Genomic DNA, 24,283 nt, shown 5'->3' with positions numbered 1-24,283 from the left:
TCTTGAGTGGAACGCGTTCTAGATTCACGGGTATGTCGACTGCCACCGGGACACTTGGGGTCTGGAACATCGCCGCACAGGAGCCGGAGCGGGTCGCGCTCGTCGATCCGGACGGCCGCTCGATCGGCTACGGGGACCTCGCCGCGAAAGCGAACGCGTACGCCCGGGGCCTGCAGGCCCTCGGGCTGGAGGCCGGGGACGTGGTCGTCGTCCTGCAGCCCAACGGAGACGAACTCGTCGCGGCCTACTTCGCCGCCATCCAATCCGGCCTGTACATCGTGGTGGTCAACTGGCATCTGGTCGGGCCGGAGGTCGCCTACATCCTGTCCGACAGCGGCGCCAAGGCCTTCCTCGCGCACGAACGGTTCGCCGACGTCGCGATCGCCGCCGCCGACGAGGCCGGCATCCCGGAACGCGGCCGGTTCGCCGTCGGCGACGTCGACGGCTTCCGCCGGATCGAGGAACTCGGCTCCGGCAATGGTGAGAGCTCGTGCGACGGACGTCCGGAAAGGCGCACGGCGGGCTCGCCGATGCTCTACACGTCGGGGACCACGGGGCGGCCCAAGGGTGTCCGGCGGCCGCTGACCGGCGCCGACCCCGACTCCGTGCCGGCCGCGTCGACGTGGTTCTTCGGGATCTTCGGGCTGGCGCCGCACGACGACCACGTGCATCTGTGCGGTTCGCCGCTCTATCACACGGCCGTGCTCAACTTCGTCGCGATCTCCCTGCAGCTGGGCCATACCGCGGTGCTGATGGACCGGTGGGACGCCGAGGACATGCTGCGGCTGATCGAGCGGCACCGCGTCACGCACAGTCACATGGTCCCGACGCAGTTCCGCCGCCTGCTCGCCCTGCCGGACGACGTCCGCGCGGCCTACGACCTGAGTTCGCTGCGCGTGATGATCCATGGCGCCGCCCCGTGCCCGCTGGAGGTCAAACGCCGGATGCTCGACTGGTGGGGCCCGGTCGTCACCGAGTACTACGCGGCCACCGAAGGCGGCGGGACGGCGATCTCGGGCGAGGAGTGGCTGAAGAAACCGGGTTCGGTCGGGCTGCCGTGGCCGGGTTCGACGATCAAGATCCTCGACGACGAGGGCACGGAACTGCCCGCCGGTGAGACCGGCACGGTGTACATGAAGATGGGCGACTCGAAGTTCGAGTACCACAAGGACCGGGCGAAGACGGACAAGGCGCGGGTCGGGGACCTGTTCACCCTCGGCGACGTCGGTCATCTCGACGAGGACGGCTACCTCTTCCTGCACGACCGCAAGGCGGATCTGATCATCTCGGGCGGGGTCAACATCTACCCGGCGGAGATCGAGGGCGAACTGGTGATGCACCCGAAGATCGCCGACGTCGCCGTGTTCGGCGTCCCGCACGAGGACTGGGGCGAGGCGATCAAGGCCGTCGTCGAGCCCGCGGACGGTGTCGAGCCCTCCGAGGAGCTGACCGCGGAGATCCTCGAATACGCGGCGTCACGACTGGCGAAGTTCAAGCTCCCGCGTTCGGTCGACTACTTGCCCGAACTCCCGCGCGATCCGAACGGGAAGCTCTACAAGCGCAAGCTCCGCGACCCGTACTGGGAAGGCCACCGCGCCCCCTGACGCAGTTAGTCCTCTGGATGCGGTAGTTCACCGGCGAACTACCGCATCCAGAGGACGAAACGCGGGGGTTAACGGCCCCGGAAGACGGGCTTGCGCTTCTCGGCGAAGGCGCGGGGGCCTTCCTTCGCGTCTTCGCTCGCGAAGACCTCGATGCCGTACTGGGCGTCGAGCTTGAAGGCCTCTTCCTCGTGCATGCCCTCGGTGTCCCGCATCGTTTTGAGGATCGCGCGGACGGCCAACGGGCCGTTCGCGGAGATGAGGCCGGCGAGTTCGAGCGCCTTGTCCAGCGCCTTGCCGTCCGGAACGACATGACCGATCAGGCCGATCTCCAGCGCCTCGGCCGCGGTGATGTGCCGTCCGGTCAGCAGCAGGTCGGCCGCGACGGTGTACGGGATCTGGCGGGGGAGCCGCACGGCCGAACCGCCCATCGGGAACAGGCTCCACCGAGCCTCGGACACGCCGAACTTCGCGCTCTCGCCCGCGACGCGGATGTCCGTGCCTTGGAGGATCTCCGTCCCGCCCGCGATCGCGGGGCCTTCGACGGCCGCGATCAACGGCTTCGTCAGCCGTCGTCCCTTCAGCAGGCCCTCGATCTTGCTGGGGTCGAAAGTGCCCTTCACGAACGAGTCCGACGGCGAATTCTTCGACATCGACTTCAGGTCCGCCCCCGCGCAGAACGCGCCACCAGCGCCGGTGAGCACGCAACACCGGACGTCCTCGTCCTCGTCGACCCGGTTCCACGCCTCGACCATGATGCCGAGCATCTCGCCGCTGAGCGCGTTGCGGGCCTCCGGTCGGTTCATCGTGACCACGAGGGTGTGTCCGATCTTTTCCACCAGCGCGTGCGGTTCGCCCACTTGAACCTCCCAAAGAGCGGCCATTGCCCAGAACGATAACATGTTCTACTTTGAGGAAGTGGCACTCAACATCGCGGATCTACTCGAGCACGCCGTCGACGCCGTGCCGGAGCGCATCGCGGTCGTCTGCGGCGATCGGCGGGTCACCTTCGCCGAATTGGAAGAGCGCGCCAACCGGCTGGCGCACCACCTCGCCGCACACGGCGTGGGACCCGGATCCCACATCGGTGTCTATTCCCGGAACTCGATCGAGGCCCTGGAATCGATGATCGCCGCGTACAAGCTGCGCGCGATCGCGGTCAACGTCAACTACCGCTACGTCCACGGCGAACTGCGGTACCTGTTCGACAACGCCGACCTCGTGGCGCTGGTCCACGAACGCGGCTACTCGGACAAGGTGGCCGCCGTCCTGCCGGAAACCCCGAAACTGAAACACGTTGTCGTTGTCGACGACGGAAGCGACGGCGACTATTCGTCCTACGGCGGTGTGGACTACGAAGCCGCGCTCGCCGAAGGCTCGCCCGAGCGCGACTTCGCCGAACGCAGCGCCGACGACATCTACATCCTCTACACCGGCGGCACCACCGGCTATCCCAAGGGCGTCCTGTGGCGCCACGAGGACATCTGGCGCGCGCTCGGCGGCGGCATCAACTTCGTCACCGGCGAGTACGTCCCGGACGAGTGGACACTCGCCGAACAGGGCAAGTCGGGCAGCCTGGTCCGGCTCCCGGCCGCGCCGCTGATCCACGGCGCCGCGCAGTGGGCCGCGTTCGGCGCGCTGTTCACCGGCAGCCCGGTCGTGTTCGTCCCGCGGTTCGACGCGCACGACGTCTGGAAAGCCGTGCAGGACAACAAGGTCCAGGTGCTCACCATCGTCGGCGACGCGATGGCGCGGCCGCTGATCGACGCCTATCGCGAGGGCGACTACGACGCGTCGTCGATCGTGGCGGTGTCGAGCCACGCCGCGCTGTTCTCCCAGTCGGTGAAGCAGGAATTCCTGTCGCTGCTCCCGAACGTGGTGATCACCGACGCGATCGGTTCCTCCGAAAGCGGGTTCACCGGCATCGGCATGGTCAGCAAGGACAGCGATCATTCCGCCGGTCCGAGGGTCAACTTCGGCAAGGACGCGATCCTCGTGGACGACGACGGCGCGCTCGTCGAGCCGAAACCGGGCGCGATCGGCCTGATCGCGCGGCGCGGGCACGTCCCGCTCGGGTACTACAAGGATCCCGCGAAGACCGAGAAGATCTTCGTCGAGATCGACGGCAAGCGGTACGTCGTCCCAGGTGACTACGCACGTTACGAGGAAGACCTCACGGTGACCCTGCTCGGCCGGGGGTCGCAGTGCGTGAACACCGGCGGCGAGAAGGTGTACCCGGAAGAGGTCGAGGGTGCGCTCAAATCGCATCCGGACGTCTTCGACGCGCTCGTCATCGGCATCCCCGACGACCGGCTAGGCCAGCGGGTGGCCGCGGTGATCCAGCCGCGCTCCGGCAAGGAACTCGACGTCGCCGCGCTCGAAGCGCACGTACGGACCGAGATCGCCGGGTACAAGGTGCCGCGCAGTCTGTGGCTCACCGAAGAGATCGGGCGCTCACCCAGCGGCAAGCCGGACTATCCCTGGGCCCAGCGCTACGCCGCCGAGCACGAACCCATCACCATCCAACCGGCGTAAGGAGTTTCATGCGGACGTCTCTGTGCGACCGGCTCGGGATCGACCTGCCGATCGTCGGGTTCACCCCGTCCGAGCACGTGGCCGCGGCGATCAGCCGGGCGGGCGGTCTCGGCGTGCTGGGCTGCGTGCGGTTCAACGACGCCGCCGAGCTCGACGCCGTCCTGTCCTGGATGGACGAGAACACCGGCGGGAAGCCGTACGGCGTCGACATCGTGATGCCGACGAAGATCCCGGCCGAAGGGACGTCGATCGATCTCGCGAAGCACATCCCGCAGGAGCATCGCGACTTCGTGGAGCGGACGCTGCGCGACCTCGCGGTGCCGCCGCTGCCGGACGACACCGACGAACGCGCGGGCGTGCTGGGCTGGCTGCATTCGGTCGCCCGGTCCCATGTCGAGGTCGCGCTGAAACACCCCATCCGGCTGATCGCCAACGCGCTGGGATCACCGCCGGTGGACGTCATCGAGCAGTGTCACGCGAAAGGCGTGCCGGTCGCGGCGCTGGCGGGCAAGGCCGAACACGCCGTCCGGCACGTCGACAACGGCGTCGACATCGTTGTGGCACAAGGGTATGAGGCGGGCGGGCACACCGGCGAGATCGCGTCGATGGTCCTGCTGCCCGAGGTGGTGGACGCCGTCGGCGACCGCGTTCCGGTGCTCGCCGCCGGCGGGATCGGCTCGGGCAGGCAGGTCGCGGCCGCGCTCGCGCTGGGCGCTTCCGGGGTCTGGATGGGCTCCTTCTGGCTCGCCACCGAGGAATACCTCCAGACCATGGGGGAGTCCGAGGCGATGCAGCGGGCGCTGGTCGCGGCGGGATCGTCCGACACCGTCCGCACGCGGATCTACACCGGCAAACCGGCGCGGCTGCTCAAGACGCGGTGGACCGAGGCGTGGGCCGCGCCCGGCGCGCCCGAGCCCCTGCCGATGCCGTTGCAGAACCTGTTGGTCTCCCACGCGCACAACCGGATCCACCACGCGGCGGATCCGAGCGTGGTCTCGATGCCGGTGGGGCAGATCGTCGGGCGGATGGACCGGGTGCGCCCGGTCGCCGACGTGATCGCGGAACTCGTGTCGGGCTACGAAGAGACACTGTCGCGTTTGGACAAGACCCGCTGAGGTCCCCTTCGAACGCCATGAACGGTCCGTTACTTGCGAATTTCGCAAGTAACGGACCGTTCATGGCATGCCGTGGGGTAGGGCTAGAGACCGGCGGCCGCGTTCTTGATCGCGGTCGCGAAGGTGCTCACCTCGGTGTAGACGCCGGGAGCGTGCGCCCGCGCGCAGCCTTCACCCCAGCTGGTGATGCCGACCTGGATCCAGGCACCGGCGCTGTCGCGACGGAACATCGGGCCGCCCGAGTCACCCTGGCAGGTGTCGACGCCACCGGAGGCGACGTTGCCCGCGCAGATCTCGGCGCTGTCGATCAGGTCGGCGTAGCTGCCGCCCTGCGCCTTGCAGGTCGAGTCGGAGACGAACGGGACGTTGGCCTTGAGCAGGTACCGCTGCTGCGCGCCACCCTCGGTCGCGGCACCCCAGCCGGCGACGGTGAAGGTGCCGCTGTTGTTGGCGGTCGTGGTGGCGATCGGCAACGTCGGGATGCCGCTGACCGGGCTGGCGAGCTTGATCAGGGCCCAGTCACCACCGGTGGAGGTGGGGTAGGTCGGCGACCGGTACACGTAGGTCGACTTGACCTTCTTGGCCGCCGTGCTCTGCAGGTCCACCACGCCGAGGGTGGCGGTGATACCCGTGTTGGCCCCCGTCCGCGACACACAGTGCGCGGCCGTCAGCACGATCTGCGGGGTGTAGAGCGCACCACCGCAGCCCATGGAAAGCCTGACCATCCAAGGGAATTCGCCCTGAGCGGCCCGGGTGCCACCGACCACGTCGGTGGACGGGGGCTCGGCGGCCGCGGCTTGCGGAGCCGTGGCGAGACCCGCCAGGGTTCCGGCCGCCGCGACGGCGATCAGGGTCTTTTTGAGCAGGCTGAACCGACGCTTGATGTCCAAGGGTTCATTCCTTCCGGCTGTCCACAGTGGAGGCAGGGAGACTGACTGCGGCCAATTGACTACAGCAGGTGGGCATACGCCGGGACAACCAACTTTCTTCGGATCTTTCGGCCGATGGTGGTGATTAACGGACGTCCGGGCCGGATCGCCGACGAATGGCGTGGGCCGGAGTGCCCAGCGCCCTTACTCCCGGAGCGGGAGCCGCCGGAACCGCCGGAAGGCTGAACGACCGCCGAGGGGTGCCCTTTCGGCCACGAGTGTGAGCGTGGCATGAACACTTCGTTCGGGTCAGTACAGGCATGGGGAATCGGGCCTAGGATCTGGATCGTGAAAGCGCGTTCGCCTAGACTGCATCCCCCCGCCGACGGCCCGGTCCGGGACGGAATTCCCGAGCACGGTCGCATTCCCCGCTATTACGCGGTCAAAGTCGATCTGCTCGACGTGATCTCCGAATTGGGCCAAGGAGCGGTACTTCCCACCGAAAGGGAACTGTCCGAAAGATTCGAGGTTTCCCGTGCGACGGTCCGCCAGGCCGTCGGTGAACTCGTGCTGGAAGGGCGGCTGAGCAGGCGGCAGGGGAGCGGCACGTACGTCGCGGGCCCCAAGCTCGTCCAGCCGCTCGCCTTGGTGAGTTACACCGAAGGACTCAGGAGGCAGGGCATTCAGCCCGGCCGGAATTTGATCTCGTTGGAACGCCGCGAGGCCGGCCCGTCACTGGCTTCGGAACTGGAAATCGATCCCGAAGACGACGTCATCCACATCGAACGGGTGCTGCTCGCCGACGACGAGCGGGTCGGGCTGGAATCGACCTATCTCACCGCCGCGCGATTCCCGACGCTCATGGATGTGTTCGATCCCACACAGTCGCTCTACGCCTGTTTGCGGGAACGGCTGGGGGTGGTCTTCGACGGCGCCGAGGAGCGGGTCGAGACCGTGCTCGCCACCCCGCGGGAGGCGCTGCTGATCGGGACGAACCCGGCGCTGCCGATGCTGTTGATGCACCGGACCTCGTGGGGACCCGACGGGGTCCCGTTCGAACGTGTCCGCTCGCTGTTCCGCGGCGACCGGCTCTCCTTCGAGACCCGACTGGGCCGCGTGGAGTAGCCAACTGCCGCATTTAGTCCTCTGAACGCGATATTTGCGGATTCAACGACCGCATCCAGAGGACGAAACGCGGCGTAATGTAACGCAAAGATAACAGGTCTGGTCCACATTTCGGTGGCACTTCACCTGGGGTTAGGGCGGGGGTCACGGAGCGTTGGTGCGCGCAGGCGAGCGTCTGCGGTGTGCGAATCCTCATCATCGGCGGCGGAGTGCTCGGCACCCAGCACGCCTGGCAGGCCGTCGAACGCGGCCACGACGTCGTCCAGATCGAACGGGAACCCGAGGCCAGGGGCGCGTCCGTGCGCAACTTCGGCCTGGTCTGGGTCGGCGGCCGCGCCAGTGGGCCCGAACTGGAGACGGCTGCCAGGGCGCGGGTGCTGTGGGAGCGCATCGGGGAACGCGTCGAAGGGATCGGCTTCCGGCCGAACGGCTCGCTCACCGTCGTCCGCACCGAGGCCGAACTCGCCGTCGCGCGGGCGGCCGCCGACACCACCGAAGACCGCGGCTTCAAACTGCTCGACGCCGCCGAGACCCGCGAGCTGAACCCGGCCCTGCGCGGTGAATTCCTCGGCGCGCTCTGGTGCGACCGCGACGCCGCCGTCGAACCGCGCGTCGCCCAGCCAGCCCTGCGCGCCGAACTCGCGAAGTCCGGCCGCTACACCTGGGTGCCCGGCCGCGAGATCCGCGACCTGACCGATCGTGGCGTCGTCGACGACACGGGTGAGACCCACGAGGGCGACGTCGTGGTGCTGTGCACCGGCGCCTGGACCGGCGGCCTGGTCAAGGAGCTCGCCGGGACGACACCGGTCCGCCGCGTGCGGCTGCAGATGGCCCAGACCGAGCCGCTCGGGGAAACCCTCACCACCACGGTCGCCGACGCGGACAGCTTCCGCTACTACCCGGCGTACCGCGGCGAGGCGCTCGACGGCCTCAACGCGGGCCAGCCGCAGGGCGAGATCGCCGCGGCCCACAAGATGCAGCTGCTCATGGTCCAGCGCCTCGACGGCTCGCTGACCATCGGCGACACCCACGAGTACGACGAACCGTTCTCCTTCGACACCACCGAAGCCCCGTACGACCACCTCGCCGAGGTCGCCGGGGCGCTGCTCGGACGGCCGCTGCCGCGGATCACCCGCCGCTGGGCCGGGGTCTACGCCCAGACCACCGACACCGCCCGGATCGTGCACCGCGCCCGCGTCGCGGACAACGCTTGGCTCGTCACCGGGCCGGGCGGCCGCGGCATGACCTGTTCCCCCGCCATCGCCGAAGACACCGCCGAGGAGCTGTCCTGGTGAACACCGAACTCGTCGTCCTGGACATGGCAGGCACCACCGTCGCCGACGACGGCCTGGTGATCCGCGCCTTCACCGCCGCGATCGCCGCCGCCGGAGTGTCCGAAGAGGACAGCCGCTTCCCCGGCATGCTCGACTACGTCGTCGAAACGATGGGCCAGTCCAAGATCGTCGTCTTCCGCGCCCTGCTCGACGGGGACGAAGAACTCGCCCAGCGCGCGAACACCGCCTTCCAGGACGCCTACGGGAAACTCGTCGCCGACGGCCACTGCGAGCCGATCCCCGGTGCCGAGCAGACGATCCAGGAACTGCGCGCCCACGGCGTGAAGGTCGCGCTCACGACCGGCTTCGCCCCGGGCACGCAAAAGGCGATCCTCGACGCGCTGGGCTGGCACGGCCTCGCCGACGCTGTACTGGCACCGGGTGACGGGGTACGCGGCCGCCCGTTCCCCGACCTCGTCCTCGCCGCCGCGCTGCGGCTCGAAGTCACCGACGTCCGCCGCGTCGCCGTCGCCGGTGACACCCCATCCGACGTCCAGACCGGGCTGCGATCCGGTGCCTCGATCGTCGCCGGCGTGCTCACCGGATCGGCGAAGAAGCAGGAACTCGAAGCCGCCGGCGCCACCCACGTCCTCGAATCCGTCCGCGACCTCCCCACCCTGCTGTCCTAAAAGGAGCTTTGACGACATGAAGAAACTCGCGGCCACCGCCCTCGCCGCCCTGCTCGCCCTCACCCTGGGCGCCTGCGGTGGAACCGCCGGTGGCGCGTCCGGCGACCAGACCGTCACGCTGTACACAGTGGACGGTCTCGAGGACTGGTACGCCCAGCGCATCGAGGAGTTCAAGGCCAAGACCGGGATCACCGTCCAGGCGGTCACCGCCGGTTCCGGCGAAGTCGCCTCGCGGGTGGAGAAGGAGAAGGCCAACACCCAGGCCGACATCCTGGTCACGCTGCCGCCGTTCATCCAGCGGGCCGCGTCGCAGGGCCTGCTGGCCGCCTCGGCACCCGCCGGGATCGACCAGGTGCCCGCCGGGCAGAAGGACGGCCAGGGCCGCTACTTCGCCCTCATGAACAACTACCTCAGCTTCATCCGCAACCCGCAGGTCTCGCCCAAGACCTGGGACGACCTGCTGTCGCCGTCGCTCAAGGGCAAGCTCCAGTACTCCACCCCCGGCGAGGCGGGCGACGGCACCGCGGTCCTGCTGCAGCTCCAGCACGTCCTCGGTGAGCAGGGCGCGCTCGACTACCTCAAGAGGCTCGAAGCCAACAACGTCGGCCCGTCGTCCTCCACCGGCAAGCTCCAGCCGAAGGTGGCCAAGGCCGAGATCCTGGTGGCCAACGGCGATGTCCAGATGAACCTCGCCGCGATCGAGAAGAGCGGCGGTTTCGAGGTCTTCTTCCCGGCCGACGCGCAGGGCAAGCGCTCGACCTTCGCCCTCCCGTACTACGCGGGCCTGGTGAACAACGCGCCACACGCCGAGAACGCCAAGAAGTTCCTGGACTTCCTGCTCTCGCCCGAGGTGCAGGGCAAGGCCGTCGACGCCTTCGGTGCCCCGTCGCGGACCGACGTCACGCCGTCCGGCCCGCGCGCGGACAAGGTGAAGGCCGCCCTCGCCGGGGTCGAGATCTGGCAGCCGGACTGGGACGCCGTCCTCGCGAAGCTCGACGCCGACCTCGCCGCGTACAAGAAGGCCGTGGGCCGATGACCCCGGCGGTCGAATTCCGCGGCGTGTCCGTCCGCTTCGGCCGGACGACCGCCCTCTCGCCACTGGACCTCACCGTGGCGAGAGGGGAGACGCTGGCGATGCTCGGGCCGTCGGGCTCCGGCAAGTCGACGGCACTGAAGGCGCTCGCGGGCTTCGTCGTGCCGAGCACCGGCCGCGTCCTGCTCGACGGCGAAGACGTCACCGCGCTGCCGCCACACCGGCGCGGCCTCGGCGTGGTCGTGCAGAGCTACGCGCTGTTCCCGCACATGCGGGTCGAGGCCAACGTCGCTTTCGGCCTCAAGGCACGGAAAACGCCCCGTGCCGAGACAGCGGGCCGGGTCGCCGAGGCACTGGAGCTGGTCGGGATGGGCAAGTACGCCCGGCGCTACCCGCGTGAGCTTTCGGGCGGACAGCAGCAGCGCGTCGCCCTCGCGCGGGCCTTGGCGATCCGCCCGAGGGTGCTGCTGCTCGACGAGCCACTGTCCGCTTTGGACGCCGCCCTGCGCGAGGACATGGTCGCGGAACTGCTGCGGCTGCGGGCCGAACTGCCCGACACCACGCTGATCTACGTCACCCACGACCAGGGCGAGGCGCTGGCGCTGGCCGATCGGATCGCCGTCATGCGCGATTCGAAGCTGGTCGAACTCGGGCCCAGCCGCGAGCTCTACCAGCGGCCGTCGACGGAGTTCACCGCGAGCTTCCTCGGCGCGTCCAACCTCATCCCGGTCGAGCTGATCCAGGCCGACGGCACCAGGGTCCGCCTCGGCGATCGCGAGCTGGCGGCCGACCCGTCCGGGACCTTCCGGGCGGGCCAGCCCGTCGCGCTCGGCGTCCGGCCGCACCGGGTCGGGATCACCGCGGCGGACACCCCCGGCGCGCTGCCGGCGGTCCTGCGCGGTGTCCAGTGGCGGGGCACGGGTTTCCGGCTCGACCTCGAACTCGCGCACGACGGCAACGAGGTCCGGGCCGAGGTGCCGGACATCGACGGTCTCCCGGACGTGGGGCAGCGCGTCGGAGTGTCCATTCCGGACGGTTGCCCGCTGGTGGGCGTCGGATGACCGGCCTCGCGCTCGCCACCACGGCGGCGGCACCGGCGCGGCGGCAGGAGAAACGACCCGGTCGCGGCTGGCTCCTGCTGCCGCCGGTGCTCGTCCTGCTCGGCTTCTTCGGCTACCCGCTGGTGCTGGTCGTCCTGCAGTCGCTGGAATCGAAGACCGGCGAGTTCGGCTTGTCGGTGTGGCTGGACGTCCTGGGCTCGGCGGAATTCCGGGACGCCGCGTGGAAGACCGTCGCGCTCGCGCTCGGCGCCACCGCGGGCTGCGTGGTGCTGGGGACGTTCCTCGCGCTGGTGATCGCGTTCGTGCCGTTCCCCGGCGCGCGGACGCTCTCGCGGCTGGTGGACACCGTGCTCGCGTTCCCGTCGTTCCTCATCGCGCTCGCGTTCACCTTCATCTACGGCAGCGCGGGAATCCTGGGCGCGGGCGGGTTCCTGTACTCGCCGTTCGGGATCCTGCTGGCGGAGATCACCTTCTACACGCCGTTCGTGATGCGGCCCGCGCTCGCCGCGTTCGGGCAGGTCTCCTCGGCGCAGATGGAGGTCGCGGCCAGCCTCGGCGCGAAACCCGGCCGCGTGCTGCGCCAGGTGATCCTGCCGGAGGCGTTGCCGTCACTGGCTTCCGGCGCGTGCCTGACCATGCTGCTGGCGATGAACGAGTTCGGCATCGTGCTGTTCCTCGGCGCCAAGGACGTCACGACGCTGCCGATGCTGGTGTACGGCAAGGGGATCGTCACCTTCGACTTCCCGCAGGCCTGTGTCATCGCGGTGGTCAACGTCCTGTTCTCCCTGGCCCTGTACGGAATCTACCGGCGACTGACGAAGGGAGGCCGCCGTGCTGCTGTGGACCAGGCGTAGCCGCGTCCTGCTGTGGGTGGTGTTCGCGGTGATGTTCACCGCGATCGTGCTGGCGCCGCTGCTGATGATCGTGCTGGCGTCGGTCGCCGGGAACTGGACCGGGTTGCTGCCGGGCGCGCTCACCGGCTCGCATTTCGCGCAGGCGCTGTCCGGGGAGACGTTCGCGAGTCTCTCGGTGAGCATCCAGACCGGTGTCATCGCGTCGCTGGTGTCGGTGGTGCTCGGCACGTGGGCCGCGCTCGCGTCGCCGGCCGCGCCGCCGAAGCTGCGGAAGGCCGTCGACACCCTGTTCCACCTGCCGATCGCGGTGCCGTCGGTGGTGCTGGGGCTGGCGCTGCTCGTCGCGTTCAGCCGTCCGCCGCTCGCCTTCAACGGCACGCGCTGGATCGTGCTGCTGGGGCACGTGATGATCCTGCTGCCGTTCTCCTACAGCACGGTGTCCGCCGCGATCGCGCGGATGGATCCGCTGCTGGCACAGGCCGCGGCGAGCCTCGGCGCGTCGCCGGTCCGCGTGCTGCTGCGGGTGCGGCTGCCGGTGCTGCTGCCGTCGATCTCGGCGTCGGCGAGCCTCGCGCTCGCGATGTCGATGGGCGAACTGGGCGCGACGATGATGCTGTACCCGCCGGACTGGCGCACGCTGCCCGCGAGCATCTTCGCGCTCACCGACCGGGGACAAGTGTTCCTCGCGTCGGCGAGCACCGTGCTCCTGTTGGCCGTCACCCTCGCCGGGGTGGTGCTGCTCGGGCTAGCCCGGGGGCGCGCTGCCCAGCGGTGATGCAACCGCGCGCGAGGTTCGTTCCGTCCTGGAACCATGATGAACGCAGCGAAGACGCTGGGCGCGGGGCTCGTGCTCGCCGCGACGACGGCGGCCTGCGGCGCGGGCGGCCCCGGAGCGCCGGCGAACACGAGCACCCCTCCGGTCGTCACCACACCTTCGGATCTGCCCACCTCGCTCCCGGCGAGCCCGCCGGTCGCGAAACCGCCCATGTCACGGCCGACCGCCGGCCCGCCGCCCTCGGACAAGATGCTGCCGCCGTCCCAGGTCGAGACCCGACTGCCCGCGCAGGTCAGCGCCGAGAACGGCGGCCTGAACGTGCACCTCGAAGTGAGCGGCTGCGACGAGGCGAGGGCGAACCTCGCCGAAGAGAACGCGCAGCGGGTCGTGGTCCACGTGACCATCGACCACGGGAAGCCGGGGCAGATGTGCCCGCAGGTGATCCGCAACGTCGTCCTGCCGGTGAAACTCGCCGAGCCGCTCGGAACCCGGACCGTCGTCCTTTGATCGGGCCGGGGATGCAACCCCCTGGCGGCTTCGTTCCGTCCCAGTCACATGAGGTACTTAACGAATGTCATCGGCCTTGGCCTGATCGTCGTTGCGGTATCCGCCTGCGGGGCGCAGAACCAGGCGGCGGAACCCGCGGCCGGACCCGGGAGCGGCACCCTGAGTACCGTGCCGCCGTCCCCGACCGCGCCGCCTTCGTCGTCGGCCCCCGCCCCGAGCAGCAAGCCCGGGAGCCAGCCGGGCGTGCCGGGCGCGCCGCGCCAGGAGGTTCCGGAAGGCAGCACCAAGCTGCCGGACAAACAGCTCGACGCGTCGGCACTGCCCGCGGACTACCCGCGTGAGGTGTACACCAGCAACGGCGGGACGATCCTGAACATCCGCGGCCAGGAAGGCGGCTGCGGGCACGCGACGGCGGAGGCCGCGCAGCAGGACGGGACCAGGGTCACCGTCAACCTGACCGAACTCAAGGGCCAGACCGGCCAGATGTGCACGATGGACATCCGGCATCCGGTGATCTCGGTGGCGCTTTCGGCGCCGCTGGGGGAGCGGACCGTGGTCCTGAAGCAGATGCGATAACGCTCAGGGGAGTCATCCCCGCGATGTCATGAAAGGGTCGTTCAGGACGAAAAACGTCCTGAACGACCCTTTCATGACACTGGGCCGGGCTGTCAGCGGAAGCTGATCTGCAGCACCGGTTCCGACGTGGCCTCGAAGAAGTCGTTGCCCTTGTCGTCGATCACGATGAACGCGGGGAAGTCCTCGACCTCGATCTTCCAGACCGCTTCCATCCCCAGCTCGGCGTACTCGAGCACGTCGACCTTCTTGATGCAGTCCTGCGCGAGCCGCGCGGCCGGGCCGCCGATCGAGCCGAGGTAGAACCCGCCGTGCTCGTTGCACGCCGCGGTCACCTTCTTGGACCGGTTGCCCTTCGCCAGCATCACCAGCGAACCGCCCGCGGCCTGGAACTGCTCGACGTAGGAGTCCATGCGGCCCGCGGTGGTCGGCCCGAACGAACCCGACGCGTAGCCCTCGGGCGTCTTCGCCGGGCCCGCGTAGTACACGGGGTGGTCGCGAAGGTACTGAGGCATCTCTTCACCCGCGTCGAGCCGCTCGGCGATCTTCGCGTGCGCGATGTCGCGGGCGACGACGAGCGGGCCGGTCAGCGACAGGCGGGTCTTCACCGGCAGCTGCGAGAGCTGGGCGCGGATCTCGGCCATCGGCCGGTTCAGGTCGACGGTCACCACCTCGTCGGACAGGTCGTCCTCGGTGACGTCCGGCAGGAACTGCGCCGGGTCGCGCTCGAGCTGCTCCAGGAACACGCCGTCGGCGGTGATCTTCGCCTTCGCCTGGCGGTCGGCCGAGCACGACACGGCGACGCCGACCGGGCAGGACGCGCCGTGGCGCGGCAGGCGGATCACGCGGACGTCGTGGCAGAAGTACTTGCCGCCGAACTGCGCGCCGATGCCGAACTGGCGCGTCATCTCCAGCACCTGCTGTTCGAGGTCGACGTCGCGGAAACCGTGGCCCAGCTCGGAACCCTCGGTGGGCAGGTCGTCGAGATAGCGGGCCGAGGCCAGCTTCGCGACCTTCAGGTTGAACTCCGCCGACGTGCCGCCGACGACGATCGCGAGGTGGTACGGCGGGCAGGCCGCGGTGCCGAGGCTGCGCAGCTTCTCGTCGAGGAACTTCGCGAGCCGCTTCGGGTTCAGGACGGCTTTCGTTTCCTGATAGAGGAACGTCTTGTTCGCGCTGCCGCCGCCCTTGGCCATGAACAGGAATTCGTAGCTCGGGTCGCCTTGGCCGTCTTTGTGATAGAGCTCGATCTGCGCGGGCAAGTTGGTGCCCGTATTGCGCTCATCCCAGAAATTCACCGGCGCCATCTGCGAATAGCGCAGATTCAACTCCTGATAGGCGTCGAAAATACCGCGCGAGAGAGCGCGCTCGTCGTCGCCGCCGGTGAGCACGCCCTCGCCGCGTTTGCCGATCACGATCGCGGTGCCGGTGTCCTGGCACATCGGGAGGACGCCGCCGGCGGAGATCGCCGCGTTGCGCAGCAGGTCCATCGCGACGAACCGGTCGTTGCCGCTGGCCTCGGGGTCGTCGACGATCGCGCGCAGCTGCGCCAGGTGTGACGAGCGCAACAGGTGCTGGATGTCGGTGATCGCGGTCTTGGCGAGCTTGGTCAGCGCCTCGGGCTCGACCTTGAGGAACTTCCGGCCCGCGGCTTCGACGACCTCGACACCTTCGGTGCCGATCAGCCGGTACTCGGTGCGGGTGTCCTTGGCGAGGGGAAGGACTTCGGTGTACTGGAACGTGGTGGGCGCCACTGCGCGGGCTCCTTTGCCGGCATCGGGAACCCGCTCACGGTACTAGGCGGGCCCGACGTGACCGGCGCCACGTCCGCAGCGAAGGCGCGGGAATGCAATTCGCACTCCGCATTTTGTCGCCGCGCCCCACAAATGGTTCGGGAGGCCGGGCCCACCCCGACGGACCCGACCTCCCGGGGAAAGCGATCCGGGCGCGAACACCCGACCGCGAAGACTTTTTACCTGCTCGACGGTCTCGTGACGCAGGTCATAAGTCAACGCTGCCGAACGGGTGTTGCTTTTTCCGCGCCGAAAGGCTCTGTGGCGCTACGAAGCGTAGGCGCGCAGGCGGTCCGCCCGCTCACCTTGACGCAGCTTCGACATGACCTCTCGCTCGATCTGCCGAACGCGCTCACGGGAGAGGCCGAAGTGCTTGCCGATCTGGTCGAGCGTGCGCGGCTGGCCGTCGTCGAGGCCGTAGCGCAGGCGGATCACCTGGGACTCGCGGTCGTCCAGCGTCGCGAGCACGCGGCGCAGGTCGTCCTGGAGCAGACCGGAGATCACGGCGCTCTCGGCGTCGGTCGCCTCGGAGTCCTCGATGAAGTCACCGAGCGGGGCGTCCTCCTCGGTGCCGACCGGCATGTCGAGGCTCACCGGGTCACGCGAGTGGTCGAGCAGGTCGGAGATCTTGTGCGCCGGGATACCCGATTCGGCGGCCAGCTCCTCGTGGGTGGCGTCCCGGCCGAGCTGCTGGTGCAGGTCGCGCTTGATGCGCGCCAGCTTGTTCACCTGTTCCACCAGGTGGACCGGCAGCCGGATGGTGCGTCCCTGGTCGGCCATCCCCCTGGTGATGGCCTGGCGGATCCACCAGGTGGCGTACGTCGAGAACTTGAACCCCTTGGAGTAGTCGAACTTCTCCACCGCGCGGATCAGACCCAGGTTCCCCTCCTGGATCAGGTCGAGCAGCGGCATCCCCCGGCCGGTGTACCGCTTCGCGAGCGAGACCACGAGGCGGAGGTTGGCCTCCAGCAGGTGGTTCTTCGCGCTGTGGCCGTCGCGCACGAGGGCGGACATCTCCGAACGCCGCTTCGGCGTGAGGCCCTCGGCCGTGTCCAGCATGTGCTGGGCGAACACGCCGGCTTCGATGCGCTTGGCCAGCTCGACCTCGTCGGCGGCGGACAGCAGCGCCGTCTTGCCGATTCCGTTGAGGTACACGCGAACGAGGTCCGCGGCCGGGCTCTGGGCGTCGAGGTCGGCGTCGGTGAGCGCCCCCGTGCTCACCGGCTCCTGGGTGGATTGCGCCGGGATACGGCGCTCGCGAATCCCGCGCGCTTCGCGTTCGAGAGTCTGGACTGACATTCTGCCTCCCCGGTCACGGGCTGAACGTGCTGCGATGTGTCCGCCGGATCCGCCTCGGCGTAGCAGGCCCTGTGGAAAACCCGCTACTCCTCGTCGGCCCAGCTTGGCTGGACACTTGGCTCAACGCCGGGAGGTCCGAAAACGTTCCCGGCCGCTACAGAGGAGACGGGTGGCTGACCTGGGGCGTTGCTCGACCAACCCTGAGCTTTTCCTGAGAATGCCCGTGCCCGGGAGAAAGAAACGTGGTCTAGACCTCTATCAGGAGGGTGAACGGACCGTCGTTCACGCTCCGGACCGCCATCATGGCCCCGAAGCGACCGGTTTCGACCCGGGCGCCGCGTTCGCGCAACGCGTCGACGACGGCCGTCACGAGCGGTTCGGCGGCCTCGGGCCGGGCGGCCGCGGTCCAGGACGGACGGCGGCCTTTGCGGGTGTCGCCGTAAAGAGTGAACTGGCTTACGACGAGCAGGGGAGCGCCGGTGGTGGCGCAGGACTCCTCGTCGCGAAGTATGCGAGCTTCGTGCAGTTTGCGCGCCATCGTCGGCACTTTCGACACGTCATCGTCGGCATGGATTCCCAGCAGCACCAGCAAACCCGGCTCGTCGATGGCGCCGGTCACCTCGTCGCCGACGGTCACGCTCGCTTCCGTGACCCTCGCCACCACCGCCCGCATCAGACGGCGGGCAGCAGCATGCCGTGCCGGACCAGTTCCCGGACGACGGGCAGCGCGGCCTCGGCCAGTTCCTCCGGTTCCAGGCCCTGAGCGGCCGCCAGGAGCACGATCAGGTCTTCCAAGGGCAATGCGCCCTGGCAACCGGCGAGCAGCCGTGTGGCGAGTTCGTCCACCTCGTGTGACCAACCGGGACCGTCGGTGCGGTGCAGCCGCTGGACGGTCGTGGCCCAGCCTTCCTCACCCGGCTCGGCGACGCTTTCCAGAAGCACGGTCTCCGGGACTCTGAACCGGACATCGAGAAGCGAGTCCCCGTTGGTGCGAAGCCATTCCACCCGGTCCAGCCAGTTCGCGGCCTCGGCGCCCAGCGGGTCGTCGTAGGCCTGGCGCAGGTCCTCGCACACGATCGTCGGAGTGGCGCCGTCCGCCCGGCGAAGCGTCACGAAGCCGAACCCGATGCCCTGGACGTCGTTTTCGTCGAACCAGTCGAGCCACGCTCCGGATTTCGCGCGGCCTTCGGGAGACCGGGGATCGATGCCCGCGTCACGCAGCCACGTTCCCACATACAGCCCAGGATCGGCGATGTCCCGCTGGACGAACCACGCGTCGGTCTCGGCCGGCAGCCAGCGGGTCACCCGATCGCCCCAGTCCTCACCCTTCACGTGCAGCCAGGACGCCAGGAGCTGGCCGGTGCCGCCGTCGTTGAGGAACCCGGGCAGCTGCCGCACCACGAGCGCGCTGGCGTCGTCACCGGCGAGACCGGAGTCGCGGTAGGTGTAGTCGACCCGCGGCGGGCCCACCACGAACGGCGGATTGCAGACGATCTGGTCGAACCGGCGCCGCGCGACCGGCGCGAACCATTCGCCGCGGACGAGTTCGACGTCCAGCTCGTTGAGCCGGAACGTGGCCGCGGCCAGCGCCAGCGCACGGGCCGAGACGTCGGTCGCGGTGACCTTCTTCGCGTGCCGGGTGGCGTGCAGCGCCTGGACGCCGTTGCCGGTGCCGACGTCGAGCAGGCTGCCGACCTCGCGGCGGCTGGTGGCCCGGATCAGGCTGAGGGAGGCGTGCCCGACGCCGAGCACGTGGTCTTCGGGCACGGTGCGGCCCAGGATGTCGGCGTCGAGGTCGGCGACGACCCACCACGAGCCTTCGTCGTCGCCGTGCGGGCGGACGTCGAGACCGGCGCGGTAGCCGTCGGCCACGGGCACGAGCAGGGTGGCGGCGACCGCGTCATCGAGGGAAAGCGGCGCGAAAGCGGCCTCGACGTCCTTCTCCGGTTCGGTCGACCCCAGGAGGAACAGCCGGATCAGCGTGCCGAGTTCCCCCGCGTCGCGTGTCGCGCGGTAGGCGAGTTCCGGTTCGCCGCGCCCGAGGGCGCCGTGCGCGGAGCCGAGGGCGCCGACCACGCCGTCGGCGTCGTAACCCGTCCGGCGGAAGGCGTCACGGAGCCTCGCGCAGACGTCGTCGGACAGGTCGGGGAGGGCCGCTCGTGTGCTCACGGTGGGTAATACTGCCAGGATTGCGTCGTGAGCCTCGAAAGTGTCCTGGCACCGCTGCAGGCGGCGCTGCCCGGATTGGAAGACCTGTACACCGACCTCCACCGGCATCCGGAGCTGTCGTTCGCCGAAACCCGCACCGCCGCCGAACTGGCGCGGCGCCTGGAGGCCGACGGTTACGAGGTGCACACCGGCATCGGGCGCACCGGAGTGCTGGGCGTACTGCGCAACGGCCCCGGCCCGAAGGTGATGCTGCGCGCCGACATCGACGCGCTGCCGGTCGAGGAGAAGACCGGCCTGCCGTACGCGAGCACGGCGCGCGGGGTCGACGCCGACGGCCGCGACGTCCCGGTGATGCACGCCTGCGGCCACGACATGCACGCCACCTGGCTCTCCGGTGCCGCGTCGCTGCTCGCGGCCGGACGCGAGCACTGGTCCGGCACGCTGATGGTCGTCTTCCAACCGGGGGAGGAGGCCGGGGACGGCGCCGCCGGCATGGTCCGCGACGGCGTCTTCGAACCCGCCGGCAAGCCCGACGTCGTGCTCGGCCAGCATGTCGTCCCCGGCCCGGCGGGCTGGGTGCTGACCAGGCCGGGCGTGATCATGGCGGCCACCGACGCGCTCCGCATCACCCTGCACGGCCGGGGCGGGCACGGTTCGCGGCCGGAGACCACGGTGGATCCCGCCGTGCTCGCCGCGTCCGTGGTGCTCAAGCTGCAGACCATCGTGTCGCGGGAGATCTCGGCGACCGAATCGGCGGTGGTGACCGTGGGGTCGCTGCACGTCGGCACCGCGCACAACATCATCGCCGACCAGGCCGTGCTCGAGGTCAACATCCGGTCGTTCGACCAGGCCGTGCGGGAGAAGGTCGTCGCGGCGGTCGAGCGGATCGTCCAGGGCGAGGCGGCCACCGCGGGCGCGCCGAAACCGCCGGAGATCGAGCGGATCGGCGCGTTCCCGGTCACCGAGAACGACGACGCGGCCACCGAGGGGCTCACCGCCGCGTTCCGCGACCACTTCGGCGAGGGCCGGGTGATGCCCGCGCCGCTGGTCACCGGCAGCGAGGACTTCAGCGAGTTCGGCCGCGCCGCCGGGGTGCCGTCGGTGTTCTGGCTGGTCGGCGGGCTGGACGAGGGCAAGGTGATCGCCGCGATGACCGCCGGGCGCTTCGAACAGGACATCCCGTCGAACCATTCGCCCCTCTTCGCGCCGGTCCCTCATCCGACGCTTTCGGCGGGCGTCGAGACGCTCGTGGTCGCGGCTTTGCACCGGCTCACCCACCCGGGTGTCGGATGAGCCGGGGGAGTGGGAGCATGGAAGCCGGAGGTGGTGCTGTGAACGCGCCCGCCCACGGTCCCGAACCGAGGGAACCCGCTCCGGTGCTGATCACCGAAGCCGCCCCGTCCTACGAAGACCAGCTGGCCAAGCGGAAGCGGAAGTACATCATCATGATGTCGTTCCGCATCCCGTGCCTGATCCTCGCCGGGATCTTCTACCAGACCTGGTGGCTCGCGCTGGCGCTGATCGCGATCTCGATCCCGCTGCCGTGGGTCGCCGTCCTGATCGCCAACGACCGGCCGCCGCGCAAGAGCGAGAAGGTCAACCGGTACCAGGCCGAGCCGACGCGGATCGAAAGCTCCGGTCACCGCGTCATCGACGGCGGCTGACTCGTTTCGCGCGTGCTATGAACGGTCCGTTCCTTGCAAAATTTGCAAGGAACGGACCGTTCATAGCATTCGGCTACGGCTGCGGCCCGACCTTCGCGACCGCCCGGGCCCCCAGCCGCGTCCCCGCCCGAAGCACCTCCACGGTGGACTCGCCGCGCAGCCACGCCGCCAGCACACCGGCGTCGAAGGCGTCCCCGGCACCGGTCGAATCGACGCACTCCGCCGGCTGCGCGGGCACCGAGGTGATGGTGCCGCTCGCGTCCACCCAGCTGGCGCCGTCGAGACCGGCGGTGACCACGACCTCGCCGACGTAGTCCAGCAACTCCTTCGCCGCCTCGGGATCACTCGACCCGGTCAGCGCGACCAGCTCGCTGGTGTTCGGCATCAGCAGGTCGACGCCGCGCACGTCGTCGAGGAAGGCCGCGGGATCGGTGATCAGCGTCGCCGCCTGCGGGTCGACCGACGTCGTCAGCCCGGCCTTCTTCGCCGCGGCCAGCGAGGCGAGCGCCGCGGGCCGTGACGACGGGTACAGCAGGACATAGCCCGAGAGGTGCAGGTGACTCGCCCCGGCCAGCGCCGCCTCGGTGACGTCCTCGGGACTGAACTTCGCGTTCGCGGCGCGGTCGGCGAGCATGCTCCGTTCACCGGCGCCGTCGACGAGCACGACGACGCAGAACGTCGGCTCCTCGGGATCCACCGCGAACTCGCAGCGGACGCCCGCGGCCTCCAGTTCGCTCTTCACCATGCGGCCGCCGGAGTCGTCCCCGATCCGGGCGACCAGCGTGGTCTCCGTGTCCTCGGCCCGCAGCCACAGCGCGGTGTTCGCACCCGCGCCGCCGCTGGTGAAATGGACCTTCGCGCGGATGTCGCCGCCGTGCGGGATGGGGCCTTCGTGCCGCGCGACCACGTCCAGGCCGACGTCGCCGACGACGACGATGCCGCTCATGCGGCGGTCCCGGCGAGCGCGACGGCGACCTCGGTGGCCAGTTCCGCGTTGGACAGCACCAGTGCCTCGTTCGCGTCGAGGCTCACGCCCTCGCTGGCGGTGTGGAAGTGCTCCAGCAGCACCGGCGTGACGTCCTTCCCGTGCACGCCCCGTGCCTTCAGGAGTTCGAGCCCTTCGGCGAGCAGCCGGTCGTGCAGTTCCCGGTCCATTTCGGACACTTCGGGGATCGGATTCGCCAGCAGCGCCCCGGAAGTCGCGTGCGCCCGGTGGGCGGCGATGACCGCGGCGGCCTGTGCGGCGTCGTCGACCCGCCACGGCACCTCGAAACCGGACGAGCGCAGGTAGAACGCCGGGAACTCGCCGGTGCGGTAGCCCAGCACCGGCACCGAGTTGGTCTCCAGCACCTCGAGGGTCGCGGCGATGTCGAGCACCGACTTCACTCCCGAGCAGACGACCGTGGTCGACACCTTCGCGAGCACGCCCAGGTCCGCCGACACGTCCCAGCTCTGCGCCGCGCCCTGGTGCACGCCGCCGAGCCCGCCGGTGGCGAACATGCCGATCCCGGCCGCGGCGGCCAGTGCCGCGGTGCTGGCGACCGTGGTCGCGCCGGAGCGGCCGAGGCCGACGGCCGGGCCGATGTCGCGCAGGGAGAGCTTGTCCAGGTCCGCGCCGGGTGCGCACACCCGTTCCAGCTGCTCGCCGGTGAGGCCGATCAGGGGGACGCCGTCGAGGACGGCGATGGTCGCGGGGACGGCGCCGCCGTCGCGCACGACCTTCTCCAGCCGCCGGGCGACGTCGAGGTTGCGGCCGGGCGGGAGACCGTGGGAGAGGATGGTGCTCTCCAGCGCGACGACGGGGTCACCGGCGGCGAGGGCGGAGGCGACCTCTTCGTGAAGGGACAGTTGCGGAGTCACGAACGAACATCATCGGTGATGTGGGTCCGCGTCACGCCATCGGGTCAGTTCGTTCGAGAGGTTCTCGCGTGCCTTGGCCTCCCAGCGTGCCCGCGCGATGTCGCTGCGGTACAGCCGCGGCCTGGCCAGCAGGTTCTCGAGCACGGCCGCGCGGCCCGCCCGCCAATCCGCGTCGGAGTAGATCGAATACTCCTCCCGGACACCGTTCGCGTACTGCTCGTAGTCCTCCGGCGCGGCGCCGAGGATGGCGAGGTCGGCGTCCAGCAGTGCCGTGGCGAGGAGGTCTTCGTCAGGGGCGGCGTGGTGGATCGTGCTGAGGACCAGCCCTTCGGCACGCTCGACATCCGCCTCGGGGACGCCGGCGTTGGTGAGTTCGTCGCGGGTCCAGGCCGCGCTCGCCTGTTCGTCCTCGCCGGGGCGGGCGTCGTAGACGACGTCGTGCGTCCACGCCGCGATGGCGACGAGGGCCCGCTCGCGGGCGCCCAGGCCGAAGGCGACGGCGAGGTCCCCGCTGTCCCGGGCGACGGCCGTGACGTGCCGGAGATCGTGGTAGCGGCGGTGCGGTTCGGCGTAGCGGGCTTGGAGGTCGGTCCATGCGACGGCGGCGATCCGGTGATCGCCGCCGAGCCGGGTGATCGCGGTCGGCCAGTCCATCAGTCGAAGATCCCGCGTGCCTTGGCCACCTCGTGCAGCCAGCCTTCGAGCTGCGGCTCCCACTTGACCCGCTCCAGCGCGGCGTGGTCGACCTTGAACAGGCCGAGGAACTCCTGGCCGCGTCCGCCGAACCCGCCGCTCTTGGACACCCGGACCCGTTTGGTCACCTCCAGCACGACCTGGGTCTCCGACGGCGAGGACAGGAAGGTCACCGCCACCGAGGTGAAGACGGGCGCGAACCGCGGCGAAGGGGTGAAGCGGATCTCCTGGAAGAACGGGAGCTGCTGGACCGCCCCGTCGACGCGGCCGCGTTCCAGCACGGCCTCGCGGAAGACGAAGCCGATCCGGCTGAAGGCGTCGAGGATCCGTTTCTGCGCGGGCAGCGGCTCGATCGCGGCGGCGTCGACGTCGACCGGGTCGGTGACGGAGTTCGCGATGTCGAGGCTGGTCTGCAGGCCGACGGCCATCCCGTTCAGCGGTTTGCCGAAGACGCTGGAGATCGGCGTCTCCCACGGCAGGGCCACCTCGAACGGGATCCGCACCTGCTGGCCGGGCCCGATCCGCTCCTTGCCCGCCAGCTGCTGGACACCGAACTCGAGGTCCTCGACGCCGGGGCGGCGCTCGTCCGGGACCGTGACCCTGGCGAGCAGCTTCACCGAAAGGCCGTTGATCTCTTGATCGACTTCGCCGCCGAGCAGCAGGACCTCGCCGCGCAACGGGCGGCCGGGGGAGACCGTGCGGTCGAGCAGCCGGGCGTCGATCTTCGCCCCGCCCGAGCCGAACGTCGCGAGCACCTTCTGGAACATGGGCGAGATCCTGCCAGGTCGCCGGTG

The 24,283-nt window shown here is 69.7% G+C and carries 24 protein-coding genes; 14 read left to right on the top strand and 10 right to left on the bottom strand.

Translation table 11 applies throughout. From position 1 onward, the window contains the following. Positions 1-32: 32 nt before the first annotated feature. Entirely contained in the window at positions 33-1,604 is a 1,572-nt protein-coding gene (locus DMC61_RS07760; RefSeq protein WP_125687923.1) for an acyl-CoA synthetase, read from the top strand. A 68-nt stretch (positions 1,605-1,672) separates the two neighbouring features. Here the strand turns inward: DMC61_RS07760 and DMC61_RS07755 are convergent, their stop codons facing one another. Next, positions 1,673-2,461, bottom strand: a complete 789-nt coding sequence (locus DMC61_RS07755; protein ID WP_125687921.1) for a crotonase/enoyl-CoA hydratase family protein — start codon at positions 2,459-2,461, stop codon at positions 1,673-1,675. A 58-nt stretch (positions 2,462-2,519) separates the two neighbouring features. Here DMC61_RS07755 and DMC61_RS07750 point away from each other — a divergent pair, with 58 nt between their 5' ends. Beyond that, positions 2,520-4,136, top strand: coding sequence for an acyl-CoA synthetase (locus DMC61_RS07750; protein WP_199749926.1), 1,617 nt, complete (start codon positions 2,520-2,522; stop codon positions 4,134-4,136). A gap of 8 nt (positions 4,137-4,144) precedes the next feature. Continuing rightward, positions 4,145-5,251, top strand: coding sequence for a nitronate monooxygenase family protein (locus DMC61_RS07745; protein ID WP_125687916.1), 1,107 nt, complete (start codon positions 4,145-4,147; stop codon positions 5,249-5,251). A gap of 83 nt (positions 5,252-5,334) precedes the next feature. Here DMC61_RS07745 and DMC61_RS07740 read toward each other — a convergent pair whose 3' ends face one another. After that, a complete protein-coding gene (locus DMC61_RS07740; RefSeq protein ID WP_125687914.1) occupies positions 5,335-6,141 on the bottom strand; it encodes a trypsin-like serine protease in 807 nt (268 codons plus the stop codon). Positions 6,142-6,468: 327 nt separating this feature from the next. Here DMC61_RS07740 and DMC61_RS07735 point away from each other — a divergent pair, with 327 nt between their 5' ends. The 9 genes from DMC61_RS07735 to DMC61_RS07695 all read left to right on the top strand — a co-directional run bounded on the left by DMC61_RS07735 (position 6,469) and on the right by DMC61_RS07695 (position 14,014). Continuing rightward, positions 6,469-7,245, top strand: coding sequence for a GntR family transcriptional regulator (locus DMC61_RS07735; protein ID WP_125687912.1), 777 nt, complete (start codon positions 6,469-6,471; stop codon positions 7,243-7,245). Between the two features lie 182 nt (positions 7,246-7,427). After that, positions 7,428-8,540 (top strand): TIGR03364 family FAD-dependent oxidoreductase, encoded by a 1,113-nt coding sequence (locus tag DMC61_RS07730; RefSeq protein ID WP_125687910.1) that lies wholly within the window; start codon positions 7,428-7,430, stop codon positions 8,538-8,540. Continuing rightward, the gene (locus tag DMC61_RS07725) at positions 8,534-9,208 is read left to right on the top strand and encodes a phosphonatase-like hydrolase (protein ID WP_125688149.1); all 675 of its coding nucleotides are present in this window, start codon (positions 8,534-8,536) and stop codon (positions 9,206-9,208) included. Before DMC61_RS07730 ends, DMC61_RS07725 begins: the two co-directional genes overlap by 7 nt. Positions 9,209-9,224: 16 nt before the next feature. Next, positions 9,225-10,244: a 2-aminoethylphosphonate ABC transporter substrate-binding protein gene (locus DMC61_RS07720; RefSeq protein WP_125687908.1), complete on the top strand. Its 1,020-nt coding sequence runs from the start codon at positions 9,225-9,227 to the stop codon at positions 10,242-10,244. Continuing rightward, positions 10,241-11,302, top strand: coding sequence for an ABC transporter ATP-binding protein (locus tag DMC61_RS07715; RefSeq protein WP_125687906.1), 1,062 nt, complete (start codon positions 10,241-10,243; stop codon positions 11,300-11,302). The genes DMC61_RS07720 and DMC61_RS07715 overlap by 4 nt, the downstream gene beginning before the upstream one ends. After that, entirely contained in the window at positions 11,299-12,156 is an 858-nt protein-coding gene (locus tag DMC61_RS07710; protein ID WP_125687904.1) for a 2-aminoethylphosphonate ABC transporter permease subunit, read from the top strand. The genes DMC61_RS07715 and DMC61_RS07710 overlap by 4 nt, the downstream gene beginning before the upstream one ends. Beyond that, positions 12,134-12,931 (top strand): ABC transporter permease, encoded by a 798-nt coding sequence (locus DMC61_RS07705; RefSeq protein WP_125687902.1) that lies wholly within the window; start codon positions 12,134-12,136, stop codon positions 12,929-12,931. Before DMC61_RS07710 ends, DMC61_RS07705 begins: the two co-directional genes overlap by 23 nt. A 39-nt stretch (positions 12,932-12,970) precedes the next feature. Then, entirely contained in the window at positions 12,971-13,438 is a 468-nt protein-coding gene (locus DMC61_RS07700) for a hypothetical protein (protein WP_233594727.1), read from the top strand. Between the two features lie 168 nt (positions 13,439-13,606). Further along, positions 13,607-14,014, top strand: a complete 408-nt coding sequence (locus DMC61_RS07695) for a hypothetical protein (protein WP_016332917.1) — start codon at positions 13,607-13,609, stop codon at positions 14,012-14,014. Positions 14,015-14,106: 92 nt separating this feature from the next. Here the strand turns inward: DMC61_RS07695 and DMC61_RS07690 are convergent, their stop codons facing one another. The 4 genes from DMC61_RS07690 to DMC61_RS07675 form a co-directional block, all read right to left on the bottom strand. Continuing rightward, positions 14,107-15,765: a fumarate hydratase gene (locus DMC61_RS07690; protein WP_016332918.1), complete on the bottom strand. Its 1,659-nt coding sequence runs from the start codon at positions 15,763-15,765 to the stop codon at positions 14,107-14,109. Positions 15,766-16,071: 306 nt separating this feature from the next. After that, entirely contained in the window at positions 16,072-17,103 is a 1,032-nt protein-coding gene (locus DMC61_RS07685; protein WP_016332919.1) for a sigma-70 family RNA polymerase sigma factor, read from the bottom strand. A 247-nt stretch (positions 17,104-17,350) separates the two neighbouring features. Beyond that, positions 17,351-17,776, bottom strand: a complete 426-nt coding sequence (gene dtd, locus DMC61_RS07680; RefSeq protein ID WP_125687898.1) for a D-aminoacyl-tRNA deacylase — start codon at positions 17,774-17,776, stop codon at positions 17,351-17,353. Further along, positions 17,776-19,272 (bottom strand): methyltransferase, encoded by a 1,497-nt coding sequence (locus DMC61_RS07675; RefSeq protein ID WP_016332921.1) that lies wholly within the window; start codon positions 19,270-19,272, stop codon positions 17,776-17,778. The genes dtd and DMC61_RS07675 overlap by 1 nt, the downstream gene beginning before the upstream one ends. Before the next feature lie 27 nt (positions 19,273-19,299). Here DMC61_RS07675 and DMC61_RS07670 point away from each other — a divergent pair, with 27 nt between their 5' ends. Together DMC61_RS07670 and DMC61_RS07665 are read left to right on the top strand one after the other, a co-directional pair. Further along, on the top strand, positions 19,300-20,565 hold the full coding sequence (locus tag DMC61_RS07670; protein ID WP_125687896.1) for an amidohydrolase: 1,266 nt from the start codon (positions 19,300-19,302) through the stop codon (positions 20,563-20,565). Between the two features lie 17 nt (positions 20,566-20,582). Beyond that, complete coding sequence (locus DMC61_RS07665; protein ID WP_043848012.1) at positions 20,583-20,936, top strand: DUF3099 domain-containing protein; 354 nt, start codon at positions 20,583-20,585, stop codon at positions 20,934-20,936. A 73-nt stretch (positions 20,937-21,009) separates the two neighbouring features. Here the strand turns inward: DMC61_RS07665 and DMC61_RS07660 are convergent, their stop codons facing one another. The 4 genes from DMC61_RS07660 to DMC61_RS07645 are packed head-to-tail and all read right to left on the bottom strand — an operon-like array spanning position 21,010 to position 24,256. Continuing rightward, positions 21,010-21,882, bottom strand: coding sequence for a carbohydrate kinase family protein (locus DMC61_RS07660; RefSeq protein WP_016332924.1), 873 nt, complete (start codon positions 21,880-21,882; stop codon positions 21,010-21,012). Then, positions 21,879-22,796: a pseudouridine-5'-phosphate glycosidase gene (locus DMC61_RS07655; RefSeq protein ID WP_125687894.1), complete on the bottom strand. Its 918-nt coding sequence runs from the start codon at positions 22,794-22,796 to the stop codon at positions 21,879-21,881. Before DMC61_RS07655 ends, DMC61_RS07660 begins: the two co-directional genes overlap by 4 nt. Before the next feature lie 9 nt (positions 22,797-22,805). Beyond that, positions 22,806-23,450 (bottom strand): hypothetical protein, encoded by a 645-nt coding sequence (locus DMC61_RS07650; RefSeq protein ID WP_125687892.1) that lies wholly within the window; start codon positions 23,448-23,450, stop codon positions 22,806-22,808. Then, positions 23,450-24,256, bottom strand: coding sequence for a sporulation protein (locus DMC61_RS07645; protein WP_125687890.1), 807 nt, complete (start codon positions 24,254-24,256; stop codon positions 23,450-23,452). Before DMC61_RS07645 ends, DMC61_RS07650 begins: the two co-directional genes overlap by 1 nt. Positions 24,257-24,283 lie beyond the last annotated feature (27 nt).

Source organism: Amycolatopsis sp. WAC 04169 (genome assembly GCF_003947535.1).
GTDB classification, from domain to species: Bacteria; Actinomycetota; Actinomycetes; order Mycobacteriales; family Pseudonocardiaceae; genus Amycolatopsis; species Amycolatopsis keratiniphila.
The sequence above is the reverse complement of the archived record's forward strand: the minus strand, read 5'-3'. Positions and strand labels throughout refer to the sequence as shown.